The 21,852-nt window shown below is 62.8% G+C and carries 21 protein-coding genes and 1 tRNA gene; 8 read left to right on the plus strand and 14 right to left on the minus strand.

Going from position 1 to position 21,852, the window contains the following annotated elements; translation table 11 throughout:
- Positions 1–208: 208 nt before the first annotated feature.
- The 4 genes from NG898_RS13735 to NG898_RS13750 are packed head-to-tail and all read right to left on the minus strand — an operon-like array spanning position 209 to position 5,961.
- Positions 209–1,864, minus strand: coding sequence for an ABC transporter ATP-binding protein (locus tag NG898_RS13735; protein ID WP_252692767.1), 1,656 nt, complete (start codon positions 1,862–1,864; stop codon positions 209–211).
- Complete coding sequence (locus NG898_RS13740; protein WP_092971492.1) at positions 1,861–2,985, minus strand: ABC transporter permease; 1,125 nt, start codon at positions 2,983–2,985, stop codon at positions 1,861–1,863. Before NG898_RS13740 ends, NG898_RS13735 begins: the two co-directional genes overlap by 4 nt.
- Before the next feature lie 14 nt (positions 2,986–2,999).
- Positions 3,000–4,058: a microcin C ABC transporter permease YejB gene (locus NG898_RS13745; RefSeq protein WP_252692769.1), complete on the minus strand. Its 1,059-nt coding sequence runs from the start codon at positions 4,056–4,058 to the stop codon at positions 3,000–3,002.
- Between the two features lie 16 nt (positions 4,059–4,074).
- Positions 4,075–5,961, minus strand: a complete 1,887-nt coding sequence (locus NG898_RS13750; RefSeq protein ID WP_252692771.1) for an extracellular solute-binding protein — start codon at positions 5,959–5,961, stop codon at positions 4,075–4,077.
- Positions 5,962–6,270: 309 nt separating this feature from the next.
- Here NG898_RS13750 and fabI point away from each other — a divergent pair, with 309 nt between their 5' ends.
- Positions 6,271–7,065: an enoyl-ACP reductase FabI gene (fabI, locus tag NG898_RS13755; protein WP_092971495.1), complete on the plus strand. Its 795-nt coding sequence runs from the start codon at positions 6,271–6,273 to the stop codon at positions 7,063–7,065.
- Positions 7,066–7,260: 195 nt separating this feature from the next.
- On the opposite strand, the gene NG898_RS13760 is transcribed toward fabI, so the two are convergent.
- The 6 genes from NG898_RS13760 to cysS form a co-directional block, all read right to left on the minus strand.
- Positions 7,261–7,354: transfer RNA gene (locus NG898_RS13760), tRNA-Ser, on the minus strand.
- Positions 7,355–7,500: 146 nt separating this feature from the next.
- Entirely contained in the window at positions 7,501–8,751 is a 1,251-nt protein-coding gene (locus NG898_RS13765) for an aspartate kinase (protein ID WP_045204290.1), read from the minus strand.
- Between the two features lie 96 nt (positions 8,752–8,847).
- Positions 8,848–10,266 (minus strand): tRNA lysidine(34) synthetase TilS, encoded by a 1,419-nt coding sequence (tilS, locus tag NG898_RS13770; protein ID WP_252692772.1) that lies wholly within the window; start codon positions 10,264–10,266, stop codon positions 8,848–8,850.
- On the minus strand, positions 10,235–11,203 hold the full coding sequence (locus NG898_RS13775; protein ID WP_092971498.1) for an acetyl-CoA carboxylase carboxyltransferase subunit alpha: 969 nt from the start codon (positions 11,201–11,203) through the stop codon (positions 10,235–10,237). Before NG898_RS13775 ends, tilS begins: the two co-directional genes overlap by 32 nt.
- 86 nt (positions 11,204–11,289) lie before the next feature.
- Positions 11,290–12,180 (minus strand): DNA-3-methyladenine glycosylase family protein, encoded by an 891-nt coding sequence (locus tag NG898_RS13780; protein WP_252692773.1) that lies wholly within the window; start codon positions 12,178–12,180, stop codon positions 11,290–11,292.
- The gene (gene cysS, locus NG898_RS13785; protein ID WP_252692774.1) at positions 12,165–13,556 is read right to left on the minus strand and encodes a cysteine--tRNA ligase; all 1,392 of its coding nucleotides are present in this window, start codon (positions 13,554–13,556) and stop codon (positions 12,165–12,167) included. The genes NG898_RS13780 and cysS overlap by 16 nt, the downstream gene beginning before the upstream one ends.
- A 253-nt stretch (positions 13,557–13,809) precedes the next feature.
- Between cysS and NG898_RS13790 the strand changes: the two genes are divergently transcribed.
- The 4 genes from NG898_RS13790 to NG898_RS13805 are packed head-to-tail and all read left to right on the plus strand — an operon-like array spanning position 13,810 to position 16,445.
- Positions 13,810–14,460, plus strand: coding sequence for a tetratricopeptide repeat protein (locus NG898_RS13790; RefSeq protein WP_252692776.1), 651 nt, complete (start codon positions 13,810–13,812; stop codon positions 14,458–14,460).
- 51 nt (positions 14,461–14,511) lie between these two features.
- Complete coding sequence (locus NG898_RS13795) at positions 14,512–15,093, plus strand: peptidylprolyl isomerase (RefSeq protein WP_252692778.1); 582 nt, start codon at positions 14,512–14,514, stop codon at positions 15,091–15,093.
- 30 nt (positions 15,094–15,123) lie between these two features.
- Complete coding sequence (locus NG898_RS13800) at positions 15,124–15,630, plus strand: peptidylprolyl isomerase (protein WP_024976009.1); 507 nt, start codon at positions 15,124–15,126, stop codon at positions 15,628–15,630.
- On the plus strand, positions 15,627–16,445 hold the full coding sequence (locus NG898_RS13805; RefSeq protein ID WP_252692779.1) for a UDP-2,3-diacylglucosamine diphosphatase: 819 nt from the start codon (positions 15,627–15,629) through the stop codon (positions 16,443–16,445). The genes NG898_RS13800 and NG898_RS13805 overlap by 4 nt, the downstream gene beginning before the upstream one ends.
- A gap of 21 nt (positions 16,446–16,466) precedes the next feature.
- Here the strand turns inward: NG898_RS13805 and cysE are convergent, their stop codons facing one another.
- Entirely contained in the window at positions 16,467–17,213 is a 747-nt protein-coding gene (cysE, locus tag NG898_RS13810) for a serine O-acetyltransferase (protein ID WP_252692781.1), read from the minus strand.
- A gap of 147 nt (positions 17,214–17,360) precedes the next feature.
- A complete protein-coding gene (locus tag NG898_RS13815) occupies positions 17,361–18,245 on the minus strand; it encodes an RNA methyltransferase (protein WP_392397862.1) in 885 nt (294 codons plus the stop codon).
- Positions 18,246–18,379: 134 nt separating this feature from the next.
- Between NG898_RS13815 and NG898_RS13820 the strand changes: the two genes are divergently transcribed.
- The gene (locus tag NG898_RS13820; protein ID WP_012435285.1) at positions 18,380–19,192 is read left to right on the plus strand and encodes an inositol monophosphatase family protein; all 813 of its coding nucleotides are present in this window, start codon (positions 18,380–18,382) and stop codon (positions 19,190–19,192) included.
- 62 nt (positions 19,193–19,254) lie between these two features.
- On the opposite strand, the gene NG898_RS13825 is transcribed toward NG898_RS13820, so the two are convergent.
- Both NG898_RS13825 and NG898_RS13830 read right to left on the minus strand, forming a co-directional pair.
- The gene (locus NG898_RS13825; RefSeq protein ID WP_252692785.1) at positions 19,255–19,713 is read right to left on the minus strand and encodes a DUF2846 domain-containing protein; all 459 of its coding nucleotides are present in this window, start codon (positions 19,711–19,713) and stop codon (positions 19,255–19,257) included.
- A complete protein-coding gene (locus tag NG898_RS13830) occupies positions 19,710–20,015 on the minus strand; it encodes a hypothetical protein (protein ID WP_392397863.1) in 306 nt (101 codons plus the stop codon). Before NG898_RS13830 ends, NG898_RS13825 begins: the two co-directional genes overlap by 4 nt.
- 428 nt (positions 20,016–20,443) lie before the next feature.
- On the opposite strand from NG898_RS13830, the gene NG898_RS13835 reads away from it, so the two are divergent.
- A complete protein-coding gene (locus NG898_RS13835; protein ID WP_252692788.1) occupies positions 20,444–21,148 on the plus strand; it encodes a glutamine amidotransferase in 705 nt (234 codons plus the stop codon).
- Positions 21,145–21,849 (plus strand): MOSC domain-containing protein, encoded by a 705-nt coding sequence (locus tag NG898_RS13840; RefSeq protein WP_252692790.1) that lies wholly within the window; start codon positions 21,145–21,147, stop codon positions 21,847–21,849. Before NG898_RS13835 ends, NG898_RS13840 begins: the two co-directional genes overlap by 4 nt.
- Positions 21,850–21,852: the final 3 nt, after the last annotated feature.

Here is a 21,852-nt window from a genome sequence, read left to right on the forward strand (position 1 = left end):
ACACATAAGCCGCCGCAAATGAGAACAGTCCGAATCTTGTTAAAACAATCTCGCAGGATGATAAAAGTGACACTTTGACTTGTCAAAGGTCGTTACAAATTCTTCGGAATTCACATGCAAATCAGGCACTTAGACATGACTTTAGATGCGCATTCTTACAAAAACAGCGCATCAAAACCGCACTGATTCGGGGCACAAGCGGTGGGTTTTACGGGTTATCCCGCGCAGGGATGAGTGAGGCAGCCGCCATCAGCTTGCAGGTGTAGGGGTGCGAGGGGGACGCCAACACCGCTTCAGTGTCACCCTCTTCCACCACTTTTCCATCCTTCATCACTACCACGCGATGTGACATCGCGCGGATGACGGCAAGGTCGTGGCTGATGAATAGATACGACAGGTTGTACTTTTTCTGAAGGGCTGACAGCAGCGAAAGCACCTGCTGCTGAATCGACACATCAAGTGCGGAAGTCGGCTCATCAAGCACCAGCAACTGCGGCTTGAGGATCAGCACGCGCGCGATGGCAACACGCTGACGCTGCCCGCCCGAGAATTCATGTGGATAGCGGCCCAGCGCCGTACGGTCCAGACCGACTTCGCGCAGGGCTTCGATCACGCGGTGACGGCGCTCTGTCGCGTTGACGTGCGGTTGATGCAGCGCGAGCCCTTCGCCGACGATCTCCTCGATCGTCATACGCGGCGACAGCGAGCCGTACGGGTCCTGAAACACCACTTGCATGCGCGCACGCACAGCGCGGCGCTCGTCGCGCGAAATGCGTAGCAGCGAGTTGCCGAGGAAGCGCAAGTCGCCGCTCTTTGCCGCCTGCAGCCCGAGCAGCGTCTGGGCGAGCGTGGTCTTGCCAGAACCCGATTCACCCACGATGCCGAGCGTCTCGCCTTCACGCAGTTGCAGCGACACGGAATCGACCGCGGTAAACGGGTCGGCTCTGAACCAGCCGGCAAACCCGGGGCGATGGCGTTCGTAGGTGACCGTCAGCTTGTCGGCTTCGAGCAGCACGGGTGCAAGCGGCACCAGTGGCAGCACGTCGCGCTGCGGGCGGCTCTCAAGCAAGCGCACGGTGTACGGATGCTGAGGCGCGGCAAATACGTCGGCCGTGTTGCCGGTTTCGACCAGGACGCCCCGCTCCATCACGCCCACGCGCTCGGCAAAGGCGCGCACCATGTTCAGGTCGTGCGTGATCAGCATGATGGCCATGCCGAACTCGGCCTGTAGCTCGCGCAGCAATTGCAGGATCTGCATGCGAACCGTCACGTCCAGCGCGGTGGTCGGCTCGTCGGCCAGCAGCAACTTCGGCGAGCAAGCCAGGGCCATAGCGATCATTGCGCGCTGGCGCTGGCCACCCGATAGCTGGTGCGGGAAGGCGTCAAACCGGCGCGACGCCTCGGAGATGCCGGTGCGCTCCAGCAGCGCAATCGCACGGGCCTTGGCAGCGCGCTTGTCCAGGCCTTCGTGCAGCTCCAGCGTTTCGACGATCTGGTTGCCGATCGTGTACAGCGGATTGAGCGCCGTCATCGGTTCCTGGAACACCATGGCGACATCGGCGCCACGCAGGCCGCGCATCTCGCGCTCGCTCGCGGCCAACAAATCGCGGCCTTCGAGCAGGATGCGGCCGCTGTATTGCGCGTCGGCCAGCAATCGCATGATCGATAGCGCGGTCACTGACTTGCCCGAGCCGGATTCGCCCACCAAGGCGAAGCGCTCGCCCGCGTGCAAGTCGAGCGAGACGTGCTTGACGGCTTCCGTCACCTCGCCGTGTTCGGATTCGAAATGCACGCACAGATCATCCAGGCGCAGCAGCGGGCCGTCGTACTTGGGCGCGGAGGAACGCAGATCAACGCGGGTCATTTCACCCCCGCCGGTTTCTGGCGCGTGCGCAGTTGGGCGAACGACAGGCGCGTGTCAAAGGCATCGCGCAGCGCGTCGCCCATAAAGGTCAGCAACACGAGGGTCAGCACGAGCACCACGAAAGTCGACAGAGAGATCCACCATGCATCGAGGTTGGCCTTGCCCTGTGCGAGAAGTTCACCAAGGCTCGGTGTGGATGGCGGCACGCCGAGGCCTAGGAAATCCAGGCTGGTGAGCGCAAGAATGGCTGCACTCATGCGGAACGGCAGGAAGGTGATCACGGGCGTCAGGCTATTGGGCATGATGTGGCGCCACATGATCTGCCAACTGGACAGGCCCATCGCTCGCGCGGCCTTTACATAGTCAAGCGAGCGGTTGCGGTAGAACTCGGCACGCACGTAATCCGACAGACTCATCCAGCCGAACAGCGATAGCAGGATGATCAGCAGCCCGAGGCTGGGGGTGAAGATCGACGCGAAGATGATCAGCAGGTACAGCTCTGGCATCGAACTCCAGATTTCTATCAGCCGTTGCGACACCATGTCGAAGCGCCCGCCGAAGAAGCCCATCAGCGCGCCAGTCAACGTGCCAACCAGCACGCCCAGCACCGTGAGCGCCAGCCCAAACAGCACCGAGACACGGAAGCCATACAGCAGCCGCGCAAACACATCGCGGCCACGGTCATCGGTGCCGAGCCAGTTTTCGGCCGAGGGCGGCGCGGGGTTGGGCTCTTTCGAAAAGTAGTTCAGCGTCTCGTACGAATACGGATTGGGCGGGTAAATCGCAAAGCTTCCCGGCTCCTTGAACTTGTCCCGGATGAACGGATCGAGGTAATCCGTCGGGGTCGGAAAATCGCCGCCGAAGGTCGTCTCGGGGTATGCCTTCACGATCGGGAAATACCAGTGACCGTGGTACTTGACCACTAGCGGGCGGTCATTGGAAATGCATTCGGCGCCCAGACTGAGCACGAACAGCACCACGAAGATGAGCAGACTCCAATAGCCCAGCCGATGCTGCTTGAAACGGCGCCACGCACGCTTGAGCGGGGACGGCGAATGTCTCACCGGATGCGGCGCTGCCGTATTGGTTGGATGCGTGGAAGTGCGTGAATACTGGGTCATGGTTGTCGGCCCGCCTATCGTCCGACCGAGCCGAAATGGATACGCGGATCGACCAGCACGTAGCACACGTCGGAAATCAACCGCGCAGCCAGCCCAATCAGCGTGAACAGATACAGCGTGCCGAGCACGACCGGATAATCGCGTCGCATCACCGCCTCATACGACAGCAAGCCCATGCCATCGAGCGAGAACAGTTGCTCTATCAGCAGCGATCCCGTGAAGAATGCACCGATGAAAGCCGACGGGAAGCCTGTCACCAAAGGCAGTAGCGCGTTGCGGAAGATGTGCTTCCACAATACGCGCCGCTCCGACAGACCCTTGCTGCGCGCCGTCAGCACGTACTGCTTGCGGATCTCCTCCAGGAATGCGTTCTTCGTCAGCATGGTGATGACGGCAAAGCTGCCCACCACCGACGCCATGACGGGCAGCGTGATGTGCCAAAGGTAATCCGTGATCTTGCCGAGCAGGCTGAGCTGATCCCAGTTGTCGGATGTGATGCCGCGGATCGGGAACCACTGGAAGAAGGTGCCGCCGCCAAACAGCACCAGCAGCAACACCCCAAGCACGAACCCGGGGATGGCGTAGCCGACCAGCACGATGATGCTGGTCACCAGATCAAACCGGCTGCCCGCCCGCACCGCCTTCGCAATGCCGAGCGGCACCGCTATCAGGTACGTGAGAAAGAATGTCCACAACCCGATCGAAATCGACACCGGCAATTTCGACTTGATGAGATCCCACACGCTGCGATGCTGGAAGTAGCTCTCACCCAGATCGAAGCGTGCAAAACGGCCGAGCATCAGGAAGTAGCGCTCGACGGGGCTCTTATCGAAGCCGTAGAGCGCGCGGATTTCCTTGATCTTCTCGGAATCGACGCCGCGACGGCCGCGATAGTCGAACGCGCCGCCACCGCTGGCCTCGCCGCCAGCGCCGGCGCCCCGCCCCTTCATCTCCATCATCATCTGTTCGACCGGGCCACCGGGCACGAACTGGATCACGACAAACGTGAGCGTGATCACGCCGATCAGCGTCGGGATCAGAAGCAGCAACCGTTTGATCAGGTACGCGAACATGGTGTCACCGATGCGGTCATTTGGCAGCCGATTGGGCGGATTCCGGCGTCCGCCACCAGGCCGTCAGCACCCAGGCCTCTGCCGAGTAGTAATACGGCAGACGGTCCGGGTACATCAGGTTCTTGTTGTAGGCCACGCGATGCGAAGCCGAATACCAGTGCGGAATTACATAGCAGCCTTGCATCAGCACGCGGTCGAACGCGCGTGAAGCCGTGACCAGTTCGTCGCGATTGTCGGCGCGTAGCACGTCGTCGATCAGCGCGTCCACGGCCGGCGATTTCAGGCCGATCACGTTGTCCGAGCCAGCTTCATCAGCCGCAGCGGAGCCGAAGCGGTCCTTCAACTCGTTGCCCGGGCTTTGTGAATCAGGAAAGCGCAGCGAGATCATGTCGAAATCGAACTCTTCCAACCGCTTCTGATAGAGCGCGAAATCGGTCATGCGCTGGTTGACCTGGATGCCGAGCTTCTCCAGGTTGCGCGCATACGCCGCCATGACACGGCTCATGGCGCCCCCATCGTCGAGCATCTCGAAGACAAACGGCTCGCCCTTGCTATTGCGCAGCGCCCCGTCTGCGTACGTCCAACCGGCCTGGGCCAGCAGGCGGCGCGCCTGCCGCAGGTTGTCACGCAGTGAGCTGGGGGGATCAGTCGAGGGCGGCGCGGGCAGCACGCCAAACACCTCCGGATCGAGCTTGCTGCGCAGCGGCTCCAGCAACGCCAATTCGCCCTTGCTGGGCATGCCCGTGAGCGAATCCGACGCGGCGAGCTCGCTATTGGCGAAATAGCTGTCGAGCCGGCGATAGGCGCCATAGAAAAGCTGGCGATTGAGCCATTCGAAATCGAGCGCCAGCGCCAGCGCCTTGCGCACCCGAAGATCCTGGAACAACGGTCGCCGCAGGTTCATTACAAAGCCCTGCATGCCCGCGCCGTTGCGATGCGGGAATTCGCTCTTGATCAGCTCGCCGCTGCGGAACTTCACGCCGACGTAACTCTTGGCCCAGTTCTTGGCGCGGTATTCGACCATGGCGTCGTACTCGCCGGCCTTGAAGGCTTCGAGGCGGGCAGTCTCGTCCTTGTAGAGCTTGTACTGGATGCGTTCGAAATTGAACGAGCCACGGCGCACGTTCAGGTCACGGCCCCAATAGTCGGGATTGCGCCGGAAGGTAATGCCGCGCGACGGATCGAAGCGCTCGATCATATACGGGCCGCTGGCAATCGGGTCCTGGAAGGTCAGCTTGTCGAACGCGACATCCTTGCCACCATCCGGGTCGTCGGGCTTGCCGCTGCCCTTGCCCCACTTTGGAGAGAACACCGGCAACCCGCCGACGATGAGCGGCAGCTCCTTGTTCTTGCGCTTGAACTCGAAGCGGATGGTGCTCGCGTCCACCACCGTCACCTTGGACACATCCGCTGTCATGCTGCGGTAGGCGGGGCTCGCCCCCTTGCCCATCAGCATGTCGTAGGAGTATTTGACGTCCGACGCGCGCACGCGATCCCCATTGGAGAATCGCGCGCGCGGATTGATGTGGAACGTGACCGAAAGCTCGTCGGGGGCGACCGTCACGTCGTCCGCGAGCAGCCCATAGCCGCTGGCGGTCTCATCCCAACTCGTAATGAGCAGGCTTTCGAAGACAAGCTGATTGAGCCCCGGCGCCGACGTGCCCTTGATCGTGAACGGGTTGAACTTGTCGAAGCTCGTACGGCGGTCCGGATTGCCGAGCAGCAGCATGCCGCCGATGGGCGCCTTCGGGTTCAGATAGCCGAAGTTCGAGAAACCGGCTGGATACTTGAGGTCGCCATATTCGGCGTAGCCATGGGCCGCCCAGGCGGGTGTCGCGCAGATCGCCGCCAGCAGGCTGAACAGCGCCATGAATCGCTTGTGTGTCGCAACGCGCACGCTCATTGCGCCCCTTGCCCCCAAAGTCCTTGCATGCGTTGATCCGATTGATCGCTGTCTGAAAAACTGTTTTCGACGATTCTAACGCCCCCACACGGCAATCCCACCAATTCCGGCCCGGGGATCGTCCCGCATTGACAAGGCTGGCAGCGGTTGTGCGGCACTGCGCAAATACGGAGCCGCCCCGCGCTTTCCGGTATGATCGCGCCCACCTAATTGCCTCGCGCCCGGGATACCGACGCTGCCCAACCGCAGTGACGAGTGACCACAGGCACATACGGGCGCGACGTTGCCCCACATTTGTACGGAGAAACCATGGGATTCCTCGCTGGCAAGCGCATTCTGATTACCGGCCTTCTGTCCAACCGCTCGATCGCCTACGGCATCGCCAACGCATGCAAGCGCGAGGGCGCGGAACTGGCCTTCACCTACGTCGGCGAACGCTTCAAGGACCGCATCACTGAATTCGCTACCGAGTTCGACAGCAAGCTGGTGTTCGACTGCGATGTCGGCAGCGATGAACAGATCGCCAAAGTGTTCGAAGACCTTGGCCAGCACTGGGGCCACTTCGACGGCCTCGTGCACTCGATCGGCTTTGCACCGCGCGAAGCGATTGCCGGCAACTTCATGGACGGCCTGTCGCGCGAATCATTCCGCATCGCGCACGACATCTCGGCGTATAGCTTCCCCGCGCTGGCGAAGGCCGCGCTGCCGATGCTCTCGCCCAATGCTTCGCTGCTCGCCCTGACGTACCTGGGTGCCGAGCGCATCGTCCCGAACTACAACACGATGGGCCTGGCCAAGGCGTCGCTGGAAGCCGGCGTCCGCTACCTGGCCGGCGCGCTCGGGCCGAAGGGCATTCGCGCCAACGGCATCTCCGCCGGCCCGATCAAGACGCTCGCGGCCTCCGGCATCAAGGATTTCGGCAAGCTGCTGAAGTACATGGAAGACGTGGCCCCGCTGCGCCGTAACGTCACGATCGAGGAAGTCGGCAACGTGGCTGCGTTCCTGCTGTCGGATCTGGCCAGCGGCGTGACCGGCGAGATCACCTACGTCGATTGCGGCTTCAACGTGACCGCAGGCGTGCCGGAGAGCGTCGGCCAAGGCTGATGCATTGATGATGCGCGCGCCATCTTCGGATGGGGCGCGCATGTCAGGCTGCGAGACCAACAGAGCAGCAGACAAAGAAAAAGCCCGCATGGCGCAAACCATGCGGGCTTTTTGACGTGCAGTGCAATGCGAGCCGTCACGTCAGCTCGACTCGCATCCGCCTGTTATGCGCGCTTCCCGCGAGAAGCGCCAAACTGGCGGAGACGGAGGGATTCGAACCCTCGATCCAGGTTTTGGCCCGGATGCTCCCTTAGCAGGGGAGTGCCTTCGACCTCTCGGCCACGTCTCCCAAACTTGCGTCGCACGAAGGAGCCCGTGCAACGAAGCGCGTATTCTAGCCACTTCACCCCACCCGGTCAACGACAACTGCATGACACGCGGTGAGAATCTATGGCCCCGGGTCGCCACCCGGCCATCCGGCACCAGCTCAGCCGATTAGGCCTGATCCAGCTCGAATGCCTTGTGGAGCGCGCGCACGGCCAGCTCCATGTACTTCTCATCGATCAGCACCGAGATCTTGATTTCCGAGGTGGAGATCATCTGGATGTTGATGCCCTCTTCCGACAGCGTGCGGAACATCTTGCTGGCGATGCCCACGTGCGAACGCATGCCCACACCCACCACCGAAACCTTCGACACCTTCGGGTCGCCCGACACGCTGGCCGCACCGATATGCGCCTTCACGCTGTCGTTCAGGATCGCCAGGGCGCGCTGGTATTCACCACGCGGCACGGTGAAGGTGAAGTCCGTCTTGCCTTCCACCGACTGGTTCTGAATGATCATGTCGACGTCGATGTTGGCGTCGGCGACCGGGCCCAGGATCTGATACGCGATGCCAGGCTTGTCCGGCACACCGATCACGGTGATCTTGGCTTCGTCGCGGGCAAAGGCGATGCCGGAAATGGCGGCGGCTTCCATGTTCGAATCTTCCTCAAAAGTAATCAGCGTGCCCGAATTCATCTCGACGTCGAGCGGCATCAGCGGGTCGGTCAGCGACGACAGCACGCGGGTCTTCACGCGGTACTTGCCGGCAAACTCCACCGAGCGAATCTGCAACACCTTCGAGCCAAGGCTGGCCATTTCCAGCATCTCTTCGAAGGTGATCTTGTCCAGCCGACGAGCGTCGTCCACCACGCGCGGGTCGGTCGTGTACACGCCGTCGACGTCGGTGTAGATCAGGCATTCGTCGGCCTCGAGCGCCGCGGCAACCGCCACGGCCGAGGTATCCGAACCGCCACGGCCCAGCGTGGTGATGTGGCCTTCGCTATCGATACCCTGGAAGCCGGTGATGACGACCACGCGACCGGCATCGAGATCCGCGCGCACGCGCTCGTCGTCGATCGACTGGATACGCGCCTTGGTATAGGCCGAATCGGTCTTCACAGGCACTTGCCAGCCGGTGTAGCTACGGGCATCGATGCCTTCGGCGTGCAACGCGATGGCCAGCAGACCCACGCTCACCTGCTCGCCGGTCGAGGCAATCATGTCGAGTTCACGCGGGTCGGGCTGGGCCGAAATCTCTTTGGCCATGCCCAGCAGGCGATTGGTTTCGCCAGACATGGCCGATGGAACGACCACGATCTGGTGACCTGCACGGTGCCACTTGGCAACGCGCTTGGCGACATTCTTGATGCGTTCAACCGAACCCATCGAGGTGCCACCGTACTTGTGAACGATGAGAGCCATCTTGGAAAGATCAGGAGGAGGCGAAGCGGTGCAAAAGCTTTTGAAAATACAGCAATTTGCATCGATCGGCAAGCAATTCACCCGTGACGATGTGTGTCAGGGCGCACCTTCGGCGGCTGCAGCCCATGTGATCTGCCAACCAGCCCCGCTGTGCGTGGCGGCTCGATTCATTCCCAGCCCAGCCGCGAACACGAGCTTCTCTCCCGCATAGAGCAACGGCAACCGCTGGCGTTCCCAGGCCGGAATGCCAGCCTCCTGATAGGCCTGTTTGAGCGCCCGGGACGGTGCGCCGGAGCGCAGCACGATGCGTTCGCCACCGCGGCGTGGCGAAAGCGACAGCGGCGCTTTCAAGGCTTGCGCAGCAATGCCATCACTTGCCACGGGCGCAAACAGCAGCGTCCCGCCCCATGCGGCTACATCCACGCGTTGCTCAGTTCGAAGCCCCGGTTCAAACGCCGTCGCCCCAATGGCTACCGCGACCGGCTCCAATGCTTCGTGGGCGCCGGTGTCGACACGAGCAACCCCGCGGTAGCGCCTGACTTGTGCCGCAGGTAATTCAATGCACAGCGCGCCGTCGTCTCGCGCGTCAACCAGTTGCGTACGCAGATCCTCAAGGCGACGCGTGGGCAACGCGCGCATTCCCGCATCGGCCAACCAGGCACGCAGCACCGCACGCTGACGTGGCGCGGATAGCGCAATCAGCGCAGCCACATCCAACCCATCCGCCGAAGCGATCTGCATCAAATCGGCCCGAGCGATCTCGTCGATCAACGCGGCGGCATCCGCCAAGTGCCCAGCGCTGCGGGACAGCGCTTCGCGATACGCCGGGAAATGATCCGCCATGCCCGAAAGCAGCGGACGCAACGCGTTCCTTGCGTAGCGTGCGTCGGTGTTGGACGGATCCTCGACCCAGCTGAGCGCGTGCGTATGTGCGTACTGCTCGATCTCGCTGCGCGGCGCATCGATCCACGGACGCAGCAACGTGACAGCACCCGCCCGAGCCATCGGCATGGCTGCGAGGCCGTCGAGGCCAGCGCCGCGCATCAATTGCAGCAGCACCGTTTCAGCTTGGTCATCCTGATGATGCGCCGTCAGCAAAATGGAGGCGCCTGTCTGGGCGCAAAGCGCTTCGAGCGCGGCGTATCGGGCGTCGCGCGCCGCTTCCTCTACGCCCTGCCCCGCATCGATCGCCACATGGACGCGACGCGCGTAAAACGCAACACCGGCTGCTTCTGCCATGCGTTGGCAGGCGCATTCCCAGACATCGGCATCGGCCTGCAAGCCATGGTGGATGTGCAGGGCAACGAGCTGCACGCGCGCACCCGAATCACGCCACGCAGCACTTGCGTGCAGAAGCGCGGCGGAATCACGGCCGCCCGACAGGGCAATCGCCACAATTGGTGTTTCGGACCCGCCAGAAGCAACAAAGGCCGCACACGCGGCAACGCGTTGTGCGACCTTGTTGACGAGATCAGCCGACGAATCAGCGAACTTCGGTTTCCTTGAACTTGCCATAAGCCATCAGGCGCTCGTGCCGGCGCGTCTGGAGTTCCGATGTCTTCATGCCCTGGAACTGGCGCAGCGACTCGGCCAGCGCGCGCTTGAGCATCGTCGCCATGTTCTTCGGATCGCGATGCGCGCCGCCCAGCGGCTCGTTGACGATCTTGTCAATCAGGCCCAGCGCCTTCAGACGATGCGCAGTCAGGCCCAGTGCCTCGGCGGCTTCCGGCGCTTTCTCTGCGGTCTTCCAAAGGATCGACGCGCAGCCTTCCGGCGAAATCACGGCGTACGTGGCGAACTGCAGCATGATCACAGAATCGCCCATGGCGATGGCCAGTGCACCGCCCGAACCGCCTTCACCGATGATGGTGGCGATCAGGGGCACCTTCAGGCCGGCCATCACAAACAGGTTGTGACCGATGGCTTCCGACTGACCGCGCTCTTCCGCATCAATGCCCGGGAACGCGCCCGGTGTATCCACAAAGGTGAAGATCGGCAGACCGAACTTATCGGCCAGTTCCATCAGGCGCTTGGCCTTGCGGTAGCCCTCGGGCTTGGACATGCCGAAGTTGCGCAGCGCGCGCTCCTTGGTGTCGCGGCCCTTCTGATGACCGATCACCATGCAAGCTTGGCCATTGAAGCGTGCCAGACCGCCCACGATCGACAGGTCGTCCGCGAAGGTGCGGTCGCCGTGCAGTTCGTGGAAGTCGGTAAAGATCTCGCGGACGTAATCGAGCGTGTACGGACGCTGCGGGTGCCGGGCGATCTGCGCGACCTGCCATGGCGTCAGGTTGGCGTACAGATCTTTGGTGAGCTGCTGGCTCTTGGAAGCCAGGCGGGAAATTTCTTCAGAAATGTCGACAGCGGAATCGTCTTGTACGAAGCGAAGTTCTTCGATCTTCGCCTCAAGTTCTGCGATCGGCTGCTCGAACTCCAGGAAGGTTGTTTTCATGGATCTTCTGAAAGGCTCTTGAAGGCGCGCATTCTACCGGATTTTGACCGCCCGGCGACGCGCTCCGTTTCATCGGAATGAACAGATCAATAGGTGGTCGCCGTGTCGAGACTACGCCACATATACCAAGTGGCCACAGTGCGCCACGGTTCCCAGTTGGCGGCGACTTCACGCGCTTCACTGCGAGTGACGGGCTCGCCACTGAAATAATTTTGCGAAATCGCGTTGATGAGCCCGATATCGTCCAGCGGCAGCACATTCGGGCGCATTAGATTGAACATCAGGAACATCTCGGCCGTCCATCGACCGATGCCGCGAATCTGCGTCAACTCGGCAATCACGTCCTCGTCTTCCATCTCGGCCCACTTGGCAACGTGCACGGTGCCGTTACGAAAGTGGTCGGCCAGATCAAGGATGTACTCGGCCTTGCGCTTGGACAGGCCGCACCCCGCCAGCTTCTCTTGGCCGGCACGCAGGAACTGGGCAGGCACAAGTTTGGGGCACGCAGTCACAACTCGTTCCCACACCGATTGCGCGGCCTTGACTGAAATCTGCTGACCGACAATCGACCGCGCCAGCGTGACGAACGGGTCGCCACGGGAAGCCAAGTGCGCCGGGCCGTACGTCGGGATGATCTTGCGCAGGATGCGGTCGCGCTTCATCAGGTCTGCGCAGGCTTCTTGCCAATACTCGGGTGGGCCTGAGAGCACCACTTCTGCTGGCACAGGTAGCGCCTCGCTGGCGGCAAGCGTTTCGGGCAGCGGCACCTTGCTTGCAGGTGCAGGTGTGCGTTTGGCCGGGGACTTGGCGGGCTTGATCGCCGCACTCTTGGCGACGACCGACTTGCTCGCCACACCATCGACTTTCTTGGCGGCCACCTTCTTGGCAGACGGCACCTTCACCGCCGGCGTCTTCTTGGCGGCTGTGCTGCGCACTACGTTGGCTTTCTTGGCCACCGCGTTCATGCGCGTCTCCATTCGGTCAGGCCACCCGGCTTGTCTTCCAGGACAATGCCAGCGGCCAGCAACTCGGCACGGATGGCGTCCGCACGGGCGAAGTCGCGGGCAGCCTTGGCCGCGCGGCGCTCTTCGATACGCGCCTCCACTTCTGCGCCGTCCAAGCCATCGGCCGACACGCCGCCCTGCAGGAACGCGTGCGGATCGCGACCCAGCAGGCCCAGCACACCGGCCAGCGCAGCCAATTGATTGGCCAGCTCGGGCGAGCGTGTCTTGTTCACCTCGCTCGCCAGCTCAAACAGCACCGACACGGCGACCGGCGTGTTGAAGTCGTCGTTCATCGCTTCGAGGAAGCGCTTACCGTGCGACTCGCTCCAGTCGGGCTTTGCACCGGCCGCGGCGGGCACATCCTTCAGCGCGGTGTACAGGCGCGTAAGCGCATGGCGCGCGTCGTCGAGGTGCGCGTCGCTGTAGTTCAAGTCGCTCCGATAGTGCGAGCGCAAGATAAAGAAACGCACGACCTCTGCGTCATACACCTTCAGCACGTCGCGGATGGTGAAGAAGTTGCCGAGCGATTTCGACATCTTTTCGTCATTCACACGCACGAAGCCGTTGTGCATCCACGTGTTGACGAACGTCTTGCCGGTCGCACCTTCGGACTGGGCGATCTCGTTTTCATGGTGCGGAAACTGCAGATCGGCGCCACCGCCGTGCAGGTCGAAATGCTCGCCCAGCAGCTCGCAGCTCATCGCCGAGCACTCGATATGCCAGCCCGGGCGGCCCTCGCCCCACGGCGAGGCCCAGCGCGATTCAGCCGGTTCTTCAGCTTTGGCGGATTTCCACAGCACGAAATCGAGCGGATCCTGCTTGGCGTCGTTGGCAGCCACGCGCTCGCCCGCACGCAAGTCTTCGAGCGACTTGCCGGACAGCTTGCCGTAACCGGGAAACTTGCGCACCGCGTAGTTCACGTCGCCGTCGGTCGCCTGATAGGCGAGGCCGTTCGTCTGCAGTTTGCCGATCATGCTCAGCATCTGCGGCACGTATTCGGTGGCGCGGGGTTCGTGGTCGGGGCGCTGCACGCCAAGCGCATCCGCGTCTTCGTGCATGGCGGCGATGAAGCGGCCAGTGAGCGCACTCATCGTCTCGCCGTTCTCGACAGCACGCTTGATGATCTTGTCATCGATGTCGGTGATGTTGCGCACGTAGGTCACGTCGTAACCTGCCGCGCGCAGCCAACGCTGCACCATGTCGAACACCACCATGACCCGCGCATGCCCGACGTGACAGTAGTCGTACACCGTCATCCCGCACACGTACATGCGTACGCGGCCGGGCTCGATGGGGACGAACGTCTGTTTCTCACGCGCGAGCGTGTTGTAGATCTTGAGTGATTCCATGAAGCGGTGTCGGGAGACTCAGCGCGCCGCGCATGCAAATTACAACGTTGCGGGCGGACCAAATTGGAGGCAATCGGCGCCGGTGCGGCGCCTGCAAAACTAGCGGCATATCTTACCGGAACTGCGCCGACGGGGCGGCCTGCCGGTGCGTCTGGCATGCTCCCCGTCAAGAACCTTTCCTGGCGCGCACGGCCGCTGCTGCGCACAAAGACGGTTTGTTAGAATGCGGCGGAGTATAACGGAACCGATTCTCATGAACAGACCGCTGCGTCAGACCGCTGCAACCCTGGCTTGCCTGCTTGCCATGTCGGCGGCACCGGCCTTCGCCCAGACCGCCGGCTTTGCCTTGCCGGCCGATTTGATGCCCAGCACGCAGCAAGCGCCGCAGGTTGCGCGCCAAAAGCGCATCGACGACGAGTTGGCCAAGAAGCAATACACCGAGGCACTGGCCGAACTCGACAAAGATGTCGCCTCCCAGCCGCGCAACGCGCAGGCACGCTTCCAGCGCGGCGTGGCACTTGCCGGCCTGGGCCGCGCCGACGATGCCATCGTCGCTTTCAGCCAGATGACACAGGACTTCCCGGAACTGCCCGAGCCTTATATCAATTTGGCTGCGCTGTATGCCGAGCGCGGCGAACTGCTTCGCGCCCGCGACAGCCTGATCATGGCGAACCGCGTGGCGCCGGAGAATGCGATGGCGCAATCCAACCTTGGTGACGTCTACGTTCGCCTGGCCGCGCAGTCGTATCAGAATGCGATCAAGCTGAATCCGAAGAACGCCACCGCGCGCGCGCGCCTGGATGCCCTGCCCGATCTGCCGGGCGTGCGCCCTGCGTCCAAGCCTGCCCCGACCACACTGCCCGCAGCCAGCGGCGTAAGTGCCAAGCCGGCGAAGCGTCAATAAGAAGACGCGGCCGATCCTGCTTTTCCCACCCCAAGTTCTCTCTTTCTGACCATGCTCCGTATTCGCTCCCTCTTTGCCGGGCTCGTGTGTGCACTGGCCGTAACCGCCACCGCAGCCATGGCAGCCACCGCGTCCGCACCACGCGTCCAGTTCAAGACATCGATGGGTAACTTCACCGTTGAGGTGTATCCGGACAAGGCACCCAAGACGGTCGCCAACTTCCTGCAATACGTGAAGGACGGCTTCTATAAGGGCACGATCTTCCACCGCGTGATGGACGGCTTCATGATCCAGGGCGGCGGCTTCACGGCCGATATGAAACAGAAGGACACCCGCCCGCCGGTCGAAATCGAATCGAAGAACGGCCTGAAGAACGACAAGTACACGATCGCCATGGCCCGCACCATGGACCCGAACTCCGCCACCGCGCAGTTCTACGTGAACGTGGTGGACAACAACATGCTCAACTACCCTGGTCAGGACGGTTACGGCTATACCGTCTTCGGCAAGGTGGTTGATGGCACCGACACCATCGACAAGATCAAGGCGGTGGAAACCACCACGAAGTTCCCGCACCAGAATGTGCCTGTGAAGCCGATCCTGATTGAATCGGCCACCGTCGTCTCCAAGTAACGCATTTTTGCCCCACCCAAGGAATTCACCATGACCCAAGTCAAGCTGCACACCAACCACGGCGACATCACCCTGGCCCTGGACGCGGAGAAGGCACCCAAGTCGGTCGCCAACTTCGTCGCCTATGTAAAGGATGGCCATTACAACGGCACGGTGTTCCACCGCGTCATCAAGGGCTTCATGATCCAGGGCGGCGGCTTTGAGCCGGGCGAGAAGATGAACCAGAAGCCCACCAAGGCGCCCATCGACAACGAAGCCAACAACGGCCTGAAGAACGAACGCGGCGCCATTGCCATGGCACGCACCAACGATCCGCACTCGGCCACGGCGCAGTTCTTCATCAACACGGTCGACAACGACTTCCTGAACCACACGTCGCCGACGCCGCAAGGCTGGGGCTACGCCGTGTTCGGCAAAGTGACCGAAGGCATGGACGTCGTCGACAAGATCCGCTCGGTGCGCACCGGCAACCGAGGCTTCCATCAGGACGTGCCGATGGAAGATGTGATCATCGAAAGCGCTGAAGTGATCGAATGATCGACGCAGCGCACGCCGCACAGGCCTCCGCGCTGAAGACACCGGTCCGGGTTTCCGGGCCGGTGTTTTTTATTTCGGATCTGCACCTGACGGCCAGCATGCCGGCCACCGCCGCCGCGTTCGAGCGCTTCCTGCGCACGCGCGCCCGCGAGGCACGCACGCTCGTCATCCTGGGTGACTTCTTCGAATACTGGGTCGGCGATGAAGAACTGGCTGATCCGTTCCACCAGCACATCGCCAACCTGCTCGCTGAAGTTGCAGCGTGCGGCACGCGCGTGCTGTTCATGCACGGCAATCGCGACTTCCTGCTCGGCAAGCGTTTCTTGAAGGCTGCGCACGCCACGCTGCTGCCCGACCCCACCGTGCTCGAAGCGGATGATGGCCAGCGCATCGTGCTTGCCCACGGCGACGCCCTCTGCACGCGCGACACGGCCTACATGCGTTTTCGCCACTGGACGCGCAAGCGCTGGGTGCAGCGGATATTCCTGACGATGCCGCTGCGCTGGCGGCTGAAGATCGCGCAAAAGATGCGCGCAGAGAGCGAAGCTGGCCGCGCCATGTCTGCCAATGTCGCCGGCGAGCCGCGCGCCGCCGCGATGATGGGCGACGTCGCACCCGAAGCGGTAGATGCGTTGCTCAAGGCATCAAACACATCCACGCTCATCCACGGCCACACGCACCGCCCGCAATTGCATCACGAGCCAGGGGGCAGCCGCTGGGTTCTTTCCGACTGGGATTTCGATCAGGCTCAACCGCGCGGCAGTTTCCTCAAACTGCAAGACGGCACGCTGACGGTCGAGCAAGTGGCGACATAAGCTGTCGCCACCGCCCTTCGCTTATTTGAGCATCCGCTTCAGTTCGCTTGCATCGAACGGATCGTTCGGCGAGTTTTCCAAGTGCGCGCCCAGGCGATCGAGCGCAGAAAGAATCGACTCGATGCGCTCCTGCTGAAGCTCGCTGTGGTCGATCAGCCGCTTGAGCGCCAGCGATACCGGATCATCCGCATCCGGCGTAATGCCATACGCGGAAAACTCCTGCTTGAGCGCGGACCGGGCCTCGGTAGCGACATCGCGTTCGATGATGCGCGCCGGAATGCCAACCGCCGTTGCGCCCGGCGGCACCGGCTTAAGCACGACCGCGTTGGACCCAACACGCGCCCCATCCCCGATGACAAAGCCGCCGAGCACCTTGGCACCCGCGCTCACCACCACGCCCTTGCCGAGCGTCGGATGCCGCTTGGCGCCCTTGTAGAGCGACGTGCCGCCCAGCGTGACGCCCTGGTAGATCGTGCAGTCGTCACCGATTTCGGCCGTCTCGCCAATCACGACGCCCATGCCGTGGTCGATGAACACGCGCCGGCCAATTGTCGCGCCGGGGTGGATCTCGATGCCGGTGAGGAAGCGGCCGAGGTGAGAGAACCACCGCCCCAGCAACCGGAAGCCACCGTGCCAACACGCATGCGCGACCCGATGGACGATGATGGCGTGCAGACCTGGGTAGCAGGTCAGCACTTCCCAGCGGCTGCGTGCGGCCGGGTCTCGCTCCATGATGGCGCCGATATCTTCGCGAATGCGTGTGAACATCTTGAGGTGTGTGGATCGTTATATCTATATGCGCAATGCGCTGAGGGCAGTGTAAGGCATTGCCTTACCGCGCTGCGGCAAGGGTTTTAACCAGACATGCAGGGGATGCCGCCCTGCTTGCTCAACAACGGGCGGCTTTCAGGGCGGTCAGCGACAGTCGTCGGCTGCGCCGGTGGGCGGCGTGGCTGCTTCGGCGTGGCGGCCGAGCATACGCTTGGCGATCCCGCGCAGGATGTTGACCTCTTCGGCCTCCAACTGCGTGCGGGCAAACAGACGCCGCAGGCGCGGCATCAGCTTTTTCGGCTGGGCGGGGTCGAGAAAACCAATCTCAACAAGACCCTGCTCTAAATGTTCGAACATCCCGTCGATCTGCTCGGCGGTGGCCGGTTCGCCAACAAAGCCGACGCCTTCCATGCGGGTGTCCCCCGTGCCGGTGCCGGCCAGCAGCGCCATACGCACTTCGTACGCAATCAACTGCACCGCCTGCGACAGGTTCAGCGAGGCATACGCCGGGTTGGCTGGAATGTGCGTGACCACATGGCAGCGCTCCACCACCTCGTTGGGCAAACCGAACCGCTCATTGCCGAAGACGAAGGCGACGGTGGCGTCCGGCGCAGCCAGCAATGCGGCCACTTCTTCTGCAGCGGCACGCGGGCCGATGCGGCGCGGCCCGAATTCGCGCGGGCGGGCCGTCAGCGCAATGGTGAGCGAGGCGCCGGCCAGCGCTTCGCCAATGTCGTCGACCACGCGGGCGGCGGCCAGCACATCATCGGCGCCGCTTGCCATGGCAACGGCATCGGCATGGCATTGAGCGTCGGCCTCGCGCGGGCGTACGAGCACGAAGCTGCCGGGCTCGCTGAACCCCATCGTCTTGAGCGCACGTGCCGTGGAGCCGACATTGCCGGGGTGGCTGGTCTCGACCAGCACGAAACGACACCGCGCGGCGCGCTGGCGCAGCGTTTCCGGGTCGGCAGGAGTTGTGTTCGACGTGCTCATTGGCGCAATTCGCGGGGCGCCTGGGGCGGGGTTCATATACAATACGGCCACTCTTTTGACGGCGGGCAGGATCGCGAGATTGGCCCGCCGCTCGTTCTTCTACAATTCGTTGTGTTGTTTCGCCTGCGGCCGCTTCCGAAAAATCGGCGCGCCAGGCGCGGAGATCCCACATGCATCCGATGCTCAATATCGCCGTCCGGGCGGCTCGCAAGGCCGGCACCGTCATCAACCGCGCGTCCTTCGACGTCGATAGCCTGCGCACCGAGCGCAAACAACACAACGATTTCGTCACCGAAGTCGACCGCGCAGCTGAAGCGGCGATCATCGAAGTCATCAAGACTGCCTACCCCGATCACGCGATTCTAGCGGAAGAGTCCGGCCAATCCTGGGCCGACGGCGAAACCGCCAGCGAAAACGTCTGGGTGATCGACCCGCTGGACGGCACCACCAACTTCATCCACGGCTTCCCGCAATATGGTGTCTCGATCGCGCTGATGCAGCGTGGCGTCGTCACCCAGGCCGTGGTGTACGACCCGACGCGCGACGAACTCTTCACCGCCTCCAAGGGCGCCGGCGCGTTCCTGAACAACCGCCGCATCCGCGTCACGCGTCGCGACAAGCTGGCCGACTGCCTGATCGGCACCGGTTTCCCCTACCGTGACCTGGAAGGCCTGTACGACTACACCCGCCTGTTTGCGACCATGACGGAAAACTGCGCCGGCCTGCGTCGCCCCGGCGCCGCCGCGTTGGACCTCGCCTACGTCGCTTGCGGCCGCCTCGACGGTTTCTTCGAGCAAGGCCTGAGCAAATGGGACATGGCCGCGGGCTCGCTGCTCGTGACGGAATCCGGTGGTCTGGTCGGCAACTACACCGGCGAATCGGGCTACCTTGACCAGGGTGAAATCCTGGCCGGCAACCCGAAGGCCTTCGTGCAGATGATCAAGATCACCTCGCCGTTCTCGCGGTCGAAGGCTGAGGCTTGATCGCTGCTAACCGGTAGCCGCCAATGAAAAGCCCGCGCGAAGCGGGCTTTTTTTCTTCCGGCTTACTTCTTGGCAACCGGCGGCTGATTGGGCGCAAAGCTCAACGACGGCAGTTCGGCCTGTGCCTTTTCCGGCGTTTCAAGCTCCGGCACCACACGGCCGACAATCAGACCCAGCGACGGCGACGTGCGCACGTACTTTGTCTCACCGGCGTCCAGTGCGAAGCTCAGCGTCTTCTCGGTCTCGGTGGCTGTTGACACGACATACTTGCCAGCCGGACGGTCAACGAAGAAGAAGCCGCCCGGTTTGGATTGGCCAATCACTTCGCTGTTCAGCTTGATGTCCGGCTGCAGTGCCGCGCCGATCAGCGACGACGAGCGGAAGAAGTACACGCGTCCCTCATCCTGCTTGAGCGTCGGAATCGACGAAGCCATCTCGGAATACTTCACGCCTGACGCGCAACCCGCCATCAGAACAGTGATACCGACGGCCGAAGCCAATGCGCGCAAAACTCCCTTCATTGTGATTCTCCTGTTGTGATGGATACAGCTGTGGAAAGCGGGGAGTACGCCTGCTCGCCGGGCAGGTAAAACCCGACCAGACGTTGACTGGCAATCACGAGGTAGGCTTCGTGAACCTGCCGGCCTTCAATGGTGAAGATCGTGCCGACCGGGCGATAGACAGCGCCTTGCGACAGCGTCCCCACGCGCTGCCAGTTGGAGCCGGCCGCAAGCGTGCGCGTATAGCCGGTCTCCAGGCGGATCTCCGTTGCCGATTTCAGTTGAATCCGCGATGGACCCGTCGCGTTGTCGGTGGACAGCATGGCTGGCGCGGTAGATATCATCGGCGCGCACGCGCTCAGGCAAGCCATGGCAATGCACGCCACGGCCCAATGCAGCATTGGCTTTCGCACAACTCCCTCCAGAATCTTTTTATCGGTACCGAGACGGCACTCTGTGGGGAGCGATCTTAATGAGATGACGTGACACTGACATCCCCTCGAACCGGGTTTTTCGTGGGGGTTGCAATGCACGTTACTAACAACCGATATAAGCGACGCTTAGTCCGCAGGTTAACGCCGCGCCGCCGAGGCCTTTCGTGTTGCGCGCGGAGGAGTCAGCCACCGAGGCATCGCCAAGCGTGGGGCCCAAGGCGCAAATGTCGCAAGACAAACCCTCGCCAGCCGCACGGCTTTTGTGAGCTGCGCCCCTCATTCACAATGTGCTTCGCCTCCAACCGTCATCGTCTGCCATGAAAACCGCCCTCGCCCTGCGCCACGTTCCGTTCGAGCATCTCGGCATCCTGCAGCCGCTGCTGGAAGGGCGCGGCTACACCGTTCGCACCGTAGACGTGGGCGTGCAACCCGTGCCGGCCGACGACATGGCCGCGGCCGATTTGCTGATCGTGCTGGGCGGGCCAATCGGCGCATATGACGATGCAACGTATCCGTTCGTGGGCGATGAAGCTGCCGCCATTGCGCAGCGACTGGCCGCACGCAAGCCGTTGCTTGGTATCTGCCTGGGGGCGCAGTTGATGGCACGGGCGCTCGGTGCGGCGGTCAAGCCGATGGGCGTGAAGGAGATCGGCTTTGCGCCCATCACGCTCACGGCCGAAGGGGCAGACTCGCCGCTTGCGCCGCTGGCCGACGGCACGCCGGTGCTGCACTGGCACGGCGACCGGTACGACTTGCCGCCGGGCGCGCGGCGGCTGGCATTCACGGCAGTCTGCACAGAGCAGGCCTTCGCCATTGGCAACCACGCATTGGGGCTGCAATTCCATCTGGAGGCAAATCTGGAGGAGCTGGAAGCGTGGTTGATCGGGCATGCGGCGGAGCTCGGTGCCGCAGGCATCGACCCACGCGCGCTGCGTGCACAGGTGCCGGCAATTGCGGAACGCCTGGCGCAACGCGCGCGCGAAGTCTTCACCGCCTGGCTGGATCGCGCAGAGGCTGCATGACGCTGCCCGGCCCCATCCGCATCGATGCCCTCCTCACCGGGCGCGCTGTCGACTACACGCGCCCTGGCTCGCGCAGCGCCATCGATAAGCGCCCCGTGAGCGGCGTGGTAAAGGTGGACATCAACGGCATTGTCGGTGACGAGCAAGGCGATCTGCGTGTGCACGGCGGCCCCGACAAGGCGATTCACCACTACCCGCTCGACCACTACGCGGCTTGGCAAGCGGACATCGGCGCGCAAGCCGTGCTCGCACAGCCCGGCGCCTTTGGCGAGAACCTGAGCACGACTGGCATCACCGAAGCGGACATCTGTGTGGGTGATCGCCTGCGAGCGGGCAGCGTAGTGCTGGAAGTGTCGCAACTGCGTCAGCCGTGCTGGAAGCTGAACGACCGCTTCAATGCGCGCGACATGGCACGCCGGGTGCAAAACGCAGGGCGCACGGGTTGGTACTACCGGGTGTTGGAAGGCGGCACACTGCGCGCGGGCGATGCGCTCGAATGGCTCGAGCGCCCATGGCCGCAATGGCCGCTAGCGCGCGTGCTCGACGTGCTTTACCGCAACATGCTCGATCATGCGGCGCTGGCCGACATGCTGACGCTGCCGCTCACACCCTCATGGCGCAAGCTCGTGGAGGGTCGCCTCGCACACGGCGAGGTGGAAAGCTGGGCCAAACGCATCGATGGCCCAGCACTCGATGCCTGAGTT

Origin of the sequence: Ralstonia mojiangensis (genome assembly GCF_023955645.1) — a bacterium.
GTDB classification, from domain to species: Bacteria; Pseudomonadota; Gammaproteobacteria; order Burkholderiales; family Burkholderiaceae; genus Ralstonia; species Ralstonia mojiangensis.